This is a genomic window from uncultured Methanospirillum sp., from assembly GCF_963668415.2.
GTDB lineage: Archaea > Halobacteriota > Methanomicrobia > Methanomicrobiales > Methanospirillaceae > Methanospirillum.
In genome coordinates this window covers 3,066,556-3,081,699 of record NZ_CAXXDL010000001.1, presented here as the reverse complement: position 1 = coordinate 3,081,699, position 15,144 = coordinate 3,066,556, and the positions used below count along the sequence as shown (strand labels likewise).

At 48.9% G+C, this 15,144-nt stretch carries 9 protein-coding genes; 3 read left to right on the top strand and 6 right to left on the bottom strand.

Annotated elements, in window-relative coordinates; all coding sequences use genetic code 11:
* Position 1: 1 nt before the first annotated feature.
* The 5 genes from fdhD to ACHZA2_RS14545 all read right to left on the bottom strand — a co-directional run bounded on the left by fdhD (position 2) and on the right by ACHZA2_RS14545 (position 6,563).
* Positions 2 to 859 (bottom strand): formate dehydrogenase accessory sulfurtransferase FdhD, encoded by an 858-nt coding sequence (fdhD, locus tag ACHZA2_RS14565; RefSeq protein WP_319580319.1) that lies wholly within the window; start codon positions 857 to 859, stop codon positions 2 to 4.
* Between the two features lie 152 nt (positions 860 to 1,011).
* Positions 1,012 to 3,270 carry a hydrophobe/amphiphile efflux-3 (HAE3) family transporter gene (locus tag ACHZA2_RS14560; protein ID WP_319580318.1) on the bottom strand — a complete coding sequence of 753 codons (2,259 nt, stop codon included), beginning with the start codon at positions 3,268 to 3,270 and terminating at the stop codon, positions 1,012 to 1,014.
* Between the two features lie 23 nt (positions 3,271 to 3,293).
* Positions 3,294 to 4,604: an S-layer protein gene (locus tag ACHZA2_RS14555; RefSeq protein WP_319580317.1), complete on the bottom strand. Its 1,311-nt coding sequence runs from the start codon at positions 4,602 to 4,604 to the stop codon at positions 3,294 to 3,296.
* A gap of 92 nt (positions 4,605 to 4,696) precedes the next feature.
* Positions 4,697 to 5,134, bottom strand: coding sequence for a MarR family transcriptional regulator (locus tag ACHZA2_RS14550; RefSeq protein ID WP_319580316.1), 438 nt, complete (start codon positions 5,132 to 5,134; stop codon positions 4,697 to 4,699).
* A gap of 61 nt (positions 5,135 to 5,195) precedes the next feature.
* Complete coding sequence (locus ACHZA2_RS14545) at positions 5,196 to 6,563, bottom strand: S-layer protein (RefSeq protein WP_319580315.1); 1,368 nt, start codon at positions 6,561 to 6,563, stop codon at positions 5,196 to 5,198.
* A 143-nt stretch (positions 6,564 to 6,706) separates the two neighbouring features.
* Between ACHZA2_RS14545 and ACHZA2_RS14540 the strand changes: the two genes are divergently transcribed.
* Both ACHZA2_RS14540 and ACHZA2_RS14535 read left to right on the top strand, forming a co-directional pair.
* A complete protein-coding gene (locus tag ACHZA2_RS14540) occupies positions 6,707 to 8,041 on the top strand; it encodes a PAS domain S-box protein (protein ID WP_319580314.1) in 1,335 nt (444 codons plus the stop codon).
* Positions 8,042 to 8,079: 38 nt separating this feature from the next.
* Positions 8,080 to 9,327, top strand: coding sequence for an MFS transporter (locus ACHZA2_RS14535; RefSeq protein WP_319580313.1), 1,248 nt, complete (start codon positions 8,080 to 8,082; stop codon positions 9,325 to 9,327).
* A gap of 20 nt (positions 9,328 to 9,347) precedes the next feature.
* Here ACHZA2_RS14535 and ACHZA2_RS14530 read toward each other — a convergent pair whose 3' ends face one another.
* Positions 9,348 to 10,964: a PAS domain-containing sensor histidine kinase gene (locus ACHZA2_RS14530; RefSeq protein WP_319580312.1), complete on the bottom strand. Its 1,617-nt coding sequence runs from the start codon at positions 10,962 to 10,964 to the stop codon at positions 9,348 to 9,350.
* A 1,089-nt stretch (positions 10,965 to 12,053) separates the two neighbouring features.
* On the opposite strand from ACHZA2_RS14530, the gene ACHZA2_RS14525 reads away from it, so the two are divergent.
* On the top strand, positions 12,054 to 15,077 hold the full coding sequence (locus tag ACHZA2_RS14525; protein ID WP_319580311.1) for a PAS domain S-box protein: 3,024 nt from the start codon (positions 12,054 to 12,056) through the stop codon (positions 15,075 to 15,077).
* Positions 15,078 to 15,144: the final 67 nt, after the last annotated feature.

Genomic DNA, 15,144 nt, shown 5'->3' with positions numbered 1-15,144 from the left:
GTTACTGTGAAGCAGATCGGATCCGGTGGCCACCGGCATAGATGGTCATATTCGGAGGACGCACAAATCCTGCAAGGGTCATATTGGTCTTTTTTGCAAACTCGATACCTCCGGCAAATGCTGCATTATTACTGACCACAACAGGGATACCAGCCCGGTACGCTTTTGCTACCATATCTACCGGAAGACGACCAGAGCAGACAAGATAACAGCGGCTGATATCAACCCCCTTTTGCAGTGCTACACCCACCGCCTTGTCAACGGTGGTGTGGCGGCCCATATCCTCGACCCCGCAGATCACTTCGCCGTCATCCCTGATGATGAGGCTACAGTGCATACCACCGGTACGCTTCCAGATGACAGAGTAGTCATTGACCTTCTCCATCGAACTCAGGATGGTGTCAACATCTAGAGACAATCCATCAGGAAGAGGAGGGAGCGAACCGTCAGGGAGGAGATCACGGCAGGAGCCGCCGGAACTGTTCTTTGAAAACCCCAACGGTGCCCCGTTGGGGGCCCCAGGTAGAACCGGTGAAAAGGCCTTTTTCATGCAATACTGCCCCTGGGGTGTGCATTCAGGACCGGGTGTTGTTATCCTGATCTCAGGCAGCGAGATTGTGATTGAGCTGATCTCCTGCACTCTGCAGATATATCCCTCACAGATCAGGTGACCGACTGCAAAGGCCTCAAGTTCAACAGGAGTGATCGAGAGATCACCGATGATCACATCGTTCAGAAAAAGGATCACCCGCGACTCGGTACATACCTCAACAGAAGTCTGATGCTCTGTACCACCTGAGACTTTCACGACTGGGTACATGACAGTCACACCAGGGATACCCCCATCCTGAGAAGACATACAGATACGTCTGATAAGGAGGGTAGTAAGGATGACGGTACACTGTCAGGCAGGGGGTCAGGGTTTTGTAGTGAATAAAATAGGATACCAAAGAGAGGAGGGGTCAGGGAAGATCCCTGACGATGGAGAAGAAGTATGCAGAAAATTGCTAATTACTTCTTCTCGTGGGCATGGGGATGGATGTGAAGCACTTCTTCCTCAACCTCCTCAACCCGGTGGATGATCTGATCGACCAGTGAGAGCACTGCAGGCATCACTGCAACGGCACCAATCAGTGAGAAGAGCACCGCAATGATGGTGGTAAGCCCAAAGTTGCTGATGATCGGGAAGGTCGAGAGGATCAATGCAGAGAATCCGAAGAACGTTGCAAGTCCTGATACCAGGATTGCTGATCCGATCTTCCTGACACTGTTCTTGATAGCCTCGATAACATCGTCGGTCTCCTCACGCTCTTCCAGGTACCGTTCCATCACCAGGATGGTGTACTCTGCAGCCACACCTATCGTCATCGACCCAAGACATGCAGTCATCGGGTTGTAATCAATGCCAAGAACATACATCGCAACTGCATTCCACCCAACAATAGCAACGATTGGAACAATCGGGGTAAGTGCATTGATGTTACGATATACCAGACCAAGGAACAATGCCACGAGGACAAATCCCAGATATGTCATTGCTTCCTTGCTCTCAACCAGCTGACTGATCAGGGTGGTAAAGAGATCAAAACTACCGGTAATACTGGTCTGGATTCCTGGCGGTGGCGGATACATTACGAGATCGCCTTTTATCTGATCCTTTAGATCACTCTTTGCAGGCGTCTCCATGTTTGAGGTATATAACTGAATGACTGCTTCAGTCTTACCATTCAGATACTGTTTCTGGGTCCCTCCAGGAATCTTTGCCAGGGCCGTATCGAGCTCACTCTGGGTCTGTGGCATCGTCCCATTGTTGTATGAGATAACGTAGTCAGCAATACTTAACGCGTTATTCAGCCGGGTTGGATGCAATTTCAGTTCGAGGTCTGTAAATTCTTTCATCCACTTGACATTGTCAAGTGCCAGAACGTTATCACCACTTAACAGAACCGGAGCTGGATCAGTCGATCCCACAATGCGGGTCACTTTGTCGAGTGTAACTTTGGCAGGCATCCCTGGCGGGACAAAGGAGTTCTGGTTGGTATCAATTGGAATATGTGAATCCATCTGGATGCCAACAAATGCCACGAAAAAGACTACAAGCAGTACTGGCACAGGATTCTTCGCAATTCCCACTGCAATCCTGGACAATCCGGAGTCGATATTGTCAGTGAGTTTAGATTTTCCTGCTCCTTTTGCTTTGTAGTCTATCAAAACCGCAATAAGGGGTATGCCTATGAGAGATGTCATGTAACAGACGACCACACCGATGATGCTCACGAGGCCAAAGCCCTGGATCATTGGAACCGGGGATATGAACATCGCGATGAATCCCATCGTTGTAGCCAGCATCGCGTACATTACCGCAGGACCGGTTCTGGTTATAGTATTACGGATTGCATCAGGAAGAGAGTTTGTCCGGGCCTCTTCCTCCAGTCGTGAGTGGAACTGAATCGCATAATCGATACCCAGCCCAATCATCACCGGGAATGCAGAGATTACTGCCATGCTGACAGTAACCCCGGCCAGCCCGACGACTCCAAAGGTGAAAAGGAGTCCTATAGAGACGATCAACACGGGCAGAAACCGGTGACTGACATAGGAGAAGAGCAGTCCCATGACTATCACCATCAATACAAGTGCAGCCAGAATGAGTGTTGCCATTGAGGCTCCCATCTCATTCTTCATCTCCATACTGAAAGCTGCATCTCCGGTGAGTTTGACGGACAGACCCGGGGGGATATTAGTACTGTCGATGAACGAGAGGATGTTCTTCATCGCAGACTCTTTCTTCTTGTCACTGAGACCCGGCTCAAGAGTCACCATCGCCATGTTCAGGAGGTTTGACGGGACATACCGCTTGAGAACTGCGGGTGAGATCTTCTGTTTTACTTCGGTAACCTCGCCAGAGGAGATTGGAAGGGTCCCGTTGTTTGCCTGTTTGAACACCTCCGTGACACTGGCAGTTCCTGAAACATACTGCAGTTTCGCAATCGGCCCCATGATCGAGTCGATGTAGGCTAGAATCTCAGGACTCGTGGGATCGTTGCACTCAAAGAGCAGGACCAGGGTGTTCTGCTGAAACGTATCAGAATAATGGTTTGAGACGACACCAGATTTGGAATTTTTATCCAGATAGGTGTCATTCCCGGTAGCCATAGAGATCATACTCATCCCGACAAGAGAGATCAGCATAAGCACTACAGCTACCTGAGCAACGAGACGGGGCCGGTGAACCACAAGATCGGCGACACCGGAAAAAAATGATTGCATAAGGTATCACAACCGGGTAACGGTTAGCGGACCTGTTTCTGGCGCCGGGTGTGGAAGGTGTATCCGGCACCGATGATGATTACGAGCAGTAGGGCGATCACAATTGGGTTTCCAAGTAGCGAGGCGATACCACCGGATGGCACAACAGAGACCGGGACCTTGACGGTGTCTGAGATCTGGCTGTTATCGAGGGCGTCACGGTACCTGACCTCTGAATCGAGTCCGTAGGTCTTCTGTGTTGCATCTGATGCAGTGCTGATCTCAAACTTTGCCGTTCCTGACTCGCCTGGTTTGAGGTCACCGAGGTATGCAAGGTCATCGTTGCTGGTGAATGGATCTACAGCACTGATACGGGCTTCTGCACTGTATGCTGTTGCTGCACCATCGTTGCGGTAGGTAACAGACACTGCCTGCTTCTTTCCAGGTGAAGTCTCACCTGCAGGGCTGGTTACTGTGAACGATACTTTCGATCCGACCGGGACACCGAACTCTTCTACCGGGGTCTCAAGTGTTTCTCCGTCAGCGTTCTCATACGAGACAAGGACTGACAGTGGGTAGGTCTGTGGTTCTCCGTCCTTTGAGACAGATACCTTGAATTTGGTGTCAACGGTCTGGCCTGGCTCAAAGGTTCCGATGTAGACGGTGCTGTCAACCGGAACAATCGGGGAGTTGCCGTTACGGCTCAGCTTGGCGATTGCCTTCTTTCCGGTGTCAGCACCGCTGTTCTTGAGCTTGAGTGTCACGTATCCGGATCCACCTGCATTGATGTTTTCAGGAGTTACGGAGAGGACATCAAGATTGATTGCTGATTTGATAACAAACGGCAGTTCGATCTGAAGATCCTTCTTTATGTACCGGTAGGTAAGACTGTCTGTTCCCTGCTGGTCAGCATCTGCAAGGTAGGTATACTCGATGGTGAGTGGGAGGGTGTACGTGCCTGCTTGTGCATCGTCTTTTACCCTGATGTCAAAGGTAACCTGACTGTTATTTGATGCCTTAACATCTCCGATCATCTGCGGGTCTGACTTGATCAGAACCGGAGCGTCGCCTGCACCAAGGGTGACTTTCACCATCTTTGCAGTGCTTGGCACATCGTCACGGTCAACGATTCCTGACTGAACCATCTTGATGGTGTTCAGACCGGTGTTCTGTATAAGAACCTTCATCTGGACCGTGGTTCCGGGGGTGAACTCATTGCTCCCTGCAATACTTGCGGTGATGTTCGGTGAGCCTGACATATACTTGGTTCCTGCAAGTGCAGGTGAGGCGATCAGCGCTGCAACCAGCAGGCCGAATACTACCAGAATGAATGTTTTGCGTATCTGACTTGACATAGTAATTTCCATGAAATTGCTGTTGTGTTACCGTGATGGGTTAGTTCATGAATCGGACTGTTCAGCCTGACAGAAGGTCACAGACCGGGACATCATCTGAGTTTTCCCAGAATTGAGGATACAACCTCTGAAGAGGAACAGAGATTTTTCAGATCCTCTTCATTTAGATCTGCAAGGAGGGTTTTGATCCCATCTTTGTACAGACGGTGTGCCTCAAGCAGATGCTGTTTTCCGGCCTCGGTGATCGAGATGTTGATCACCCTTCTGTCGTTTGCGTCTGATAGTCTCTCGACATATCCTTCCTTGATGAGAGCATCAACCAGACTCGTCATGTACGGTTTGGAGATGTACAGACGGGTCCCGAGAGCTGTCATGGAGAGAGTTCCTTCTTTCTTCAGATGTCCAAGCAGACGGTACTGTGCTGCCTGAACACCGGAGATGCCGTGCTCGGTTTTGAAGAGTTGCTTGTGATAGAAGACCAGGAGAGCCAGAATGTTTCCGGCTGCTCTGTCGAGGGTTGTAACATCCATTTCAACTGTCTGCTATCAGACATTAGTTCTCAAGATTAATAATTCTATCACTGAACTATTATCATGGCAAACTATCTCCAGCGGATTTTACTCCGGAGGCCTTCCGACGAACGGTGAAGTAGTACCCTCCGCCGATGATGATGCCAAGCAACAGCAGCACTGCAAGGGGATCTGCGGTGATGAATCCGGCCGGACCTGCAGAGACAACCTCTACCGGTACCTTAACGATATCAGAGGTCTGGCTGGTGCCAAGAGCGTCACGGAACCTTATTTCAGAGTCCATTGCGTAGGTTCCAGGCTCAGCTTCACCAGATGCTGTGATCCTGAAGACTGCACGGGCTGTCTCCCGGGGCTTGATATCACCGAGGTAGGCAAGATTGTCTGAACCCTTTAAGGAGCCCACAGGCGTTATCCGTGCTTCTGCAAGGTACACAGATGTGTCCGCATCGTTGCGATACGTCACTTCGATCTCTTTTGTCTCGCCCTGGCTAATCTCTACCGGCTTTCCAACCGTTGAGAAGACGATCTTTGGTGCCACTGCGATACCCAGATGCTGAATTGGTGTATCAAGAGTCACACCATCGACATTCTCGTAGGTGGCATAGAGGTCAAGGGGATACTCCTGTCCTTGTGCATCCTTGGAGACCGAGACCTTAAACTTCGTGTTGACCTCGTCTCCGGGAGCAAATGCACCGATGTAGACAGCACTGTCGACAGGAATCACAGGTGATCCTTCGCTACGTGCAATCTTTGCGATGGTCTTTGCACCTGAATCAACACCCGTGTTCTTCAGGGTCGCCAGCAGGTATCCTGAACCTCCTGCATTGATATCCTGTGCAGTCAGTTTTGTCACATCAAGATTGATCGCTGACCTGACCTCAAACGGAAGGTCAATCGTCATATCCCGGTCAGTGTACCGGTATGTGACACTTTCAGTCCCCTGTTGATCTGCTTCAGCCAGATAGGTATAGGTGATGTGAAGCGGGAGGATGTACTTCCCTGCCCGGGCTTCATCCTTTACCCAGACCTGAAACGTGACAGGCTTTGCATTGGATGCAGCGATGTCTCCAAGCATCTGAGTGTCTGACTTGACGACCACCGGTGCATCACCGACATCGAGCGAGACCAGCACCATCTTTGCAGTGCTCGGAGTGGCATCCCCATCCAGAACATCGGAGTGGGTCATCTTTGATGAGATCAGACCGGTATTCTGTATCGAGATCTGAAGTGGATTTGTTGTACCGGGAGTGAACTCGTGACTTCCGGATATGGATGCGGAGATATTAGGAGAGCCGGAGAGGTACTTTGAGTCTCCAGATACAGGCAGACAGACCAGACCTGCAAGAAGAATCAGCAGCATGAACAGGCCTGATACAGGGCCATATCTCACGCCTCCCGGGACATCCGCGACCAGTGGTTGATAACTCATACGTGTACTCTGTTCTTTGTTGTACATACAGATGTAAACATAGATACATAATAAGTTTCGGGTTATTTGTCACAAATAGAAGATACAGACAATTGCTTCATACAAGGGGAACCTATTTGTGATCACATAATCCATGCGTAAGTATGCAACGGATCACAGAGGAGCTCTCACGTATCAAAGAGCTGCTCAGGCAACAGCATCAGGGAATGAGTATCACCGATATTGCAGAAAAACTTGGAAAGAACAAACATTCTGTCGGGAGATACCTGGACATCCTGCATGCGTCCGGCCATGTTGATCTCAGAACCTTCGGGATGGCAAAGGTGTATACCCTCTCATCCCGGGTGCCGCTCTCAGCCCTTCTTAGTTATACCACCGATCTCGTGATGGTCGTTGATCAGTTCCTCCGTGTCCTCCAGATCAATGATCCATTTGTCTCCCTTATCGGTATTGACAGGGATCAGGTACTATTTCAGGAGATCAAGTATATCTCTGCACCAGATCCGGCAATTCATACCCTTCTCGGTGTCATTGCAGAGCAGATCAGAACAGGCAATGATCTCGAAGAGGTCACACTTGAGACTGATCCAAACCAGTACTATCACCTGAAGATCGTGCCAACAGTCTTTGACGACGGGACTGCAGGCATAACCGTCATCCTTGAGAATCATACCAATGAACGCCTTGCACACGATGAGATCAAGAGAAGCAGGGAGTTCTTTGAAGAGATGATCGCCAACATGAGTGACGGGCTGCTCGTGGTTGAGATTAAAAACGGGATAAAAGAGACTCTTTACGCCAACAAACGGTTTACGGATATAACCGGCTACAGCAGGGAAGAACTCGCAACAATAGAACCACCCCAGTTTGCAGGAGAAGGGGAGAAAGAGAAGGTCAGATGCAAATTCAAAGAGATGGGAGATAATCCCGCCTCAATACAGAATTTTAGTTTCTGGTCAGCACGACGGAATGGTGAGTCACGATACCTGAATGCCAGGATCTCTTCAAACAAGTACGACGATGCAGAACGCTACTATGTGCTGATCTCTGACATGACCGAGAGACGCATCCAGGAGGAGCAGCAGCAGCTCCAGTGGAAGATCATGCGAAAAGTCGTTGATCAGTTTCCGCACCCGATCGCCTGCTACCGCCACGACGAGCGGGTATTTCTGGTCAACACGGAGTTTTGCAGGTTATTTGGATGCACACATGAAGAAGAGGCTGCAGGAAAGAGTCTCAGTGAGTTGCTCCCGCCCGATCTGTATCATGCATTTGTAGAAGGCGACACAGAACTCCTTGAGAAAGGAGGGCATGAGAGTGTTTCCGTTCTTATCCCCTCGGCATCCGGTGAAGCCAGAAGAGTTCCGACAGAAAAATCAGTGGTCTCTGTCGGTGAGGGTGGAGACCAGTATATCTTCTCAGTAATTATCGCAGATTTTGATGAGAAAGCGATTAAATGCATGAGAAAACATGAGTAATAAATATTGTAACATAGGTAGTATGTACAGGACCTTTCGTGACACCACTTCTCAACTCCAGTACCGAGTTAACGCCTGTGCATTACCGGGTACTGGGGATGTGCTGGGCAGGGTGGATCTTTGATTTTTATGATCTCCTCCTTCTCACCAATCTTTTTGTCTGGATCGGCAAGGATCTGAACATCTCTTCGGTCCAGTTTTCATATGCCCTGGGGGTTTCCCTTGCAGCTTCTGCAGCAGGCGGGATCATCTTCGGTCTGCTAGCCGATCGATATGGCAGAAAGCCGGTGCTGCAACTGAGTATAATAATCTACAGCCTTGGCGCCCTGCTCTGTGGGTTTGCAACCAGTCTTGAAAGCCTGATCCTCTTCCGGATCATCACCGGCCTCGGTGTCGGGGGCGAGTGGGCTACCGGGCAGACATACATCGCTGAACTCTTCCCAGCCCAGATAAGGGGTAAGTATGCATCATATGTACAGACTGGTGCACCGATTGGAATCCTGCTCGCTTCAGTCATGGGCGGATTTATTGCTCCAATCATAGGGTGGAGAGCATGCTTTATCGTCTCTGTTCTTCCTACATTATTCGTGTTCTTCATCAGACGAAACATTCCAGAGTCTGATCTCTGGGAACGTACGGCAGAACGGAGAAACCTTACAAACCCGGAAATACATCCCGAAAGTCTACCTGGAGTGCCTGACAGAAAGTACTGGAAACTGTTTTTGTTCGCCCTGATAGTGGCAACCCTGGGGATGTCAGCATACTGGTTCACCTACTCGTGGCTGCCCGAATATCTGTACATGGAACGGTCCTTTTCTCTCAGTATGTCAGCCATATGGATCATCGTCTGCCAGATTGGAGGAATTGCAGGGTATCTATCATTTGGTATTGTCGCCGATCGCATCGGACGTCGTGTGTCATTCACCCTCTATACGACAATCATGGCGATCGGCCTTGTTATGATCACGCTCCTCTGGGATCTTATTGCAGGAATCCCGGGAGTAATTCTCGGATGTATGGCACTGGTAGGATTTGGCACCGGCTTTTTTGGAGGATATGGACCGCTGTTTGCAGAAATTTTCCCTACTGCAATTCGGAATACGTTGAGTGGTGCGGCGTTCAATATCGCCAGGGGTGTACAACTGTTAACACCGGTATTAATCGCATATATCGGAGAGATGTACAATCTGGGCGTGGGTATATGCCTGGGTGCGTTGTTTGCAGTTGCAACCGGCCTGTGGATCTGGGTTTTTCCAGAGACAAAAGGCCGTGCCCTGGAGCCATAAGAGTGAGAAGATAAGCAGTATTACTGTTCCAGTTTACTCTGTCCGGCAGGGTCAGGGTTTGGAGTCAGTGGAAGGGTAAGGGTGAATGTTGCTCCCCGGTCACTCCCCTGGCTGGTTGCAACAATATATCCACGATGCATCGTTACGATCCTTTTGACAATCGGAAGACCAAGACCTTTGTGTCTGGGATCATTGCGGGAGGGATCGCCGGTTGTGAACTCATCCCACATCACGTCAATGAGATCTTCAGGGATACCTGAGCCGGTGTCGATGATCTGAAGAGTAACCCAGTCACCATTCATACTGCCGGTGATAATGATCGTCCCACCAATTTTATTGAACTGAATCGCATTGAGAATGAGGTGCCTGAACATGAGAGGAGCCTGACTCTCTGACAGCCTGATCCTGATACCATCAGGCACTGAGTTGGTGAACGCGATCTCTTTTTGTACCGCATACTCTTGATGAAAAGCAAACGATTCGTCTACAAAATCATGGAGATCAAACACGCGGTAGTCGGTGATGTAACTCTGGCTGTTCAGGTGGGCATACCTGATCACCTCTTCAGTCATTTCTCTGAGATGACCGAGCCTGACCTCGAAGAGCCTGATAATCTCAAGAAGGTATGGATCAGAGATCCGCTCGCTCAGCTGCGGAAGCAGGGCTACCACCGGGGTTAAGGGTGTACGGAGATCGTGAGCTAGCTGGTTGATGAACTGATCCTTCTTCTTGAGAAACTGCTCAACCATCCGATTGCGTTCAAGTACCTCAGCAGAGAGAGCCTTTACTTCGGCTGTGCGTTCAACCACCTGCCACTCAAGGGTGGTTGCAAACTTTGCGAGTTCTTCCCGTGCCTCGGTGAGTTCATGGTTCATCGCCTCAAGTTCTTCAGCATATTCTATCATCTTCTGCTGCTGTTTCTTGACATCACTGAGATCATGGGCGATATGGATGCACCCCATCACGTTCCCGTCATCATCTGTGAACGGGGCTGTTGTAACCTGAAAAACTCCATCGAGTTTGGGCTCATACACCTCTTCGGTATGGACTCTGTTATCAACGATAGACTTTGAATGAGGGCAGAAATCAGGAAAGGTATCTGTACCGTGGATACATGCAAAGCATTTCTCTCCTCTGCATTCTTCAGGTGTGCATCCAAGCTTTTCTGCCATGGCATGGTTGATCTCCAGGATTCTATGGCTGGTATCAAGGATGGCGATCAGCTCAGGAACTGCATCAAATGCCCGTACATACAGATCAGCACGGATAGCAGAGGAAAATTCATCAGCCTTCCTCCAAGTAATGTCAGAGAGGATGCCACAGATCTCATCAGATCCATGAGCCGGGTTTCCCTGCTCACAGACCCAGCGTTCAGCCCCGTCAGCAGTGGTGATCCGGTATTCTGCCTGGTACGGAGAGTCTCCCTGAAGAGAGGCTTCTATGGTAACTCTTCTTCCGGTGAGATCAGACGGGACAATAAAAGACTCAAGCGGTCGTTCTTCATCTGTGAAGAATCCAGCCGGGTAGCCGGTGAGCTTCTCAACCTGTCTGCTGACAGTTATCATACGAGTATCCCCACGATACCGGGCATGGAAGACCACAGCAGGGATCGTATTGAGAAGATCATCCGGGTTCATTACATGTTCCTGATTCAATTGGGTCTGTATGGGATTCGTTTTATCTTACGTATATAAGAGTAGTTCTGTGAGGTTGCGGTATAACAGTTATCATACTATACGAACCTCATTCAGGATCCATTCAATCAAACACCTTTCATATGCCTGCCATACCTTAGCAGTACATCCAGATACTGTCAGAACTACTATTCCATAATAATACATATAATGAGCATGGAGATCAGAAAGGATTGAGACCTATTCTTCCCTGATGGTCATTACTTTTCAGAGATAGATCTTTGTTGACTGGGGTATAGAGTTTATCAGTTTATCTATGAATCTGTGTTTCATGTTGAGTCTCATATGATACCACCGGATAATTCATTTCGGGAGAAGAACAAGCAGGAGAGGATCTGGTTTGTCAGAAAATCTGCAGATTGGGTACGATCAGTCCCTAATAAAGTCTGGAGTAAGCAGCAATGCCAGTTTATTAATTCTCAATTCAGGAACCGGGGTTCTTATCCACTGTCCAAAGAGCAGTACCTCAGGATTATTGAAGAGGCCCGAACTCTGTCTCATCGACGAAATGGCTCTCCACCAATGCCGGATTTTATTGTGTTAAAAAGAAGGAAGATCTGACATTCATAAACTGATAATCGATACAACATCTTTCCCCCATAACCCCTCACTTCGAGTAAGACTGCGAAACAATGTATTATACAACCAGGAACATGCAGTCAGTCTGGAGATATATCTAAGGACATTAAAGAGGCATTACCAGACATTTCAGTGAACAACGAACGGATTACATCCCCCAACATCCCGAACCCGATTGAAAGGGGAACTCCATTCCTGGTATGTTCAGGTCCAACAAGTACCCGTTCGGGCATAATCCTCACGGGGATCATTCAGCTTTTAATATCCCGTAATGTGCCCCGTTACCCACAATAAAAATTATACAATGCACAAAGGTATCCCTGGGATCAGGACCTGCCTGTGACAGATGCTATCTTTAAATAAAAATACCTTGTATCCATAGTATCGCAACCGGGAGTCAATGGCACCTATATCCCACACTCTTGCCTACTCAATATCCAGGAGGGAGTTTAATTGAGGCTCCCTGTCTTCTCACCTGGAATCAGACTCACGGATCCGTATCTATGGCTTCTGGTCATTTCAGTTATCATAACCTGCCTGATGAGTTATGTTTCCCTGTGGATGGGATGGACAGAGATCGTCGAGATCTTCTGGTATATACCCATCATCATCGCCTGTGCAGGATATATCAGGAAGGGCTTTGTTGCTTCTCTCATCATCATTGCAGGCTACATGGGATTTATCCTGCACTTTACTCCTGATCCGGTATCAGTATCAGATGCACTCTTCAGGGTTGTATTCTTCCTTTTTATCGCAGCAACCGTGACATACCTCTCAGAACTTCGTGCCCGTTCGTTAACGAAGGTTCGCGAGAGCGAAGACCGGTATTACACCCTCTTCAGTAATGCAGTTCTTGGAATCTTCAGGACAAGTCAGGCTGGAAAATACCTGGAGATGAACCCGGCATTTGCACATATCGCCGGGTATGATACGCCAGAAGAGATGATGGCAGCAATCAATGATATCGGGCACCAGCTCTATGTTCACCCGGAGGACAGAGAGAGAATTGTTGAGTTGCTGAGTTCGCAAGGAGAACTTCGCGGGTATGAGGCAGAATGCTGGCACCGAAGCGGCAGTTCCATCTGGATATCAATGAATGCCAAGGCAGTCAGAAACGATGCCAATGACCTGCTTTTGATAGAGGGGACTATCGAGGATATCACTGCCAGGAAGAAGGCAGAAGCAGAACTGGCAATTAAGAATGAGGATCTCCAGTCAATGCTGGAGGAGTTATCAGGATCAGAAGAAGAACTGAAACAACAACTTGAAGAGATCCTCTCATCACAGATTGAGATAGAAGAGAGAGAGAAGAAATACCAGCAACTATTCGAGTCAAACATCGCAGGGATCGGTCTCCACGAGATCATCTGCGATCCATCAGGCAGACCCTATGACTACCGGTTCCTTGAGGTCAACAGGGCTTTTGAAGATTTCACCGGCCTGCATGCAGAAGATATCATCGGTAAGACTGCCTGTGAAGTTCTGCCAGGTATTGAATCATACTGGATAGACACGTATGGTAAGGTTGCCCTCACAGGGGAGACAATTCATTTTGAGAACTACAGCGGTGACCTCGGGAAATATTTTGATGTGACCGCATACTCCACAGAGCTTGGGAGATTTGCAACACTGGTGCTGGATGTCACTCCGCAGAAACTTAGTGACATTAGGATAAAAGAGAACAACGCGTTTCTTGAGAACTTAATCGACAATGCTTTCGGTCCGATCATAGTCTGGAGCCCTGACTTCAGAATTACCAGGATCAACCGTGCAGGCGAATTCCTTGTCGGAAGACAGGCTGAAGAACTGGTTGGCAGGTCACTCGATACGCTCTTTCCTCCTGACGAGGCAGAACGATCATTGAGACTTATCCGCACAACCCTTGAAGGGGTCAGGTGGGAGACAGTTGAACTCAGCATCCAGCATCAGGACGGGTCTGTGAAGACCGTTCTCTGGAACTCATCGACGATTTACAGCCCGGAAGGGAACAATCCGATAGCAACCATAGCACAGGGACGTGATGTCACCCTCGAACGCAGACTGGAGAGGGAGAAAGAGGAGACCACCGTACAGATCCAGGAGAATATTGCAAAACTCGCCATACTCAACGACGGGATCAGGAATCCACTCTCGATAATAGCATTCATCGCTGATATGACAGGAGATTCCAGACTGAATGAGTCCATACAGGTTGAGATAAACAGGATTGACGAGATGGTCTCAAGTCTTGACAGGGAATGGGCACATTCAGAAAAGATCCTGGAGTACCTGAAGAAGCATACACAGATAGGGCGGAGTAATGCATCAGGTTCGCAGGCATTTTCACATACTCACCAGCCTGATACCGGAACCACCGAAACAGATGGGAAAGAGAAGGAGGGCCTGCTCCCTCAGGAGATACAGGCCCAGCTCTACAGTATCCTTGACAGTATCGATGCCCTGGTTTACGTTGCTGACATGAAGAGATACGAGATCCTGTACATCAACAAAAAGGTCAGATCACTGTACGGGGACTCAAGCGGAAAGAAATGTTACTCATTTTTCCAGACAGATCTTGATCACCCGTGCCCGTTCTGCACAAATGACCGGCTTATTGAAGGCGGGACTCCAACCGGTGTGTACAGGTGGGAATATTACAACCCACACCTGAACCGATGGTATGACTGTCGGGACCGGGCAATAACATGGACTGACGGAAAACTTGTGCGGCTTGAGATAGCCACAGATATCACAGATCGTAAGGCGGCAGAGCAGACGATTCAGGAGAGCGAAGAGAAGTTTCGCAGGATTGTCGACACCGCCCAGGAAGGAATCTGGCAGATGGACAGGCAGATGAACACCGTGTACGTAAACCATCTCCTGACAGAGATACTCGGGTACAGCGCAGAAGAGATGTTCATGAAAAATGTCACCTATTTCATGCTTCCCGAAGATCATGCTGAACACGAAGCCCGGATGGAGAAGAAAATACAGGGTTTCAACGATAAGTATGAGCAGAGGTTTGTACGAAGAGATGGGTCAATCTGCTGGATGCAGGTATCTGTCACTGCCCTTATGGATCCGAATCAGGGATTCATAGGATCATTTGCGATGCTTTCAGACATTACGCAGCGAAAAGAGGTGGAGTCTGCACTCAAAGAAAGCGAAGAGAAGTTCAGAACCATCATTGAAACCTCTCATTATGGTATCGGTATCCACCAGGATGGAATCATTGAGTATGTCAACCCGTTCGGGTCATCGATACTCGGATATGAGAGTCCTGATGATCTCATCGGAAAACCTGCCATAGATGTTGTTGACATAGCATTCAGGGAGATGGCACTTGAACGGATGGTAGAGGTGCACAAAAGCACCGTCTCAACAATTCATGAACAGTTCATCAGGGCAGACGGAAGCCGTATCGAGGTCGAAGTCCGGACTGCCCCGTTTGTTCTTCATAATCGCCCTGCTGTTATGGTTCTCTTCTCAAAAGTGTAGAGGACTACCCTCCCTACGTGACGGGGTATTCTCCAGACGATATCATCATACTTTTCATCAAAACCCC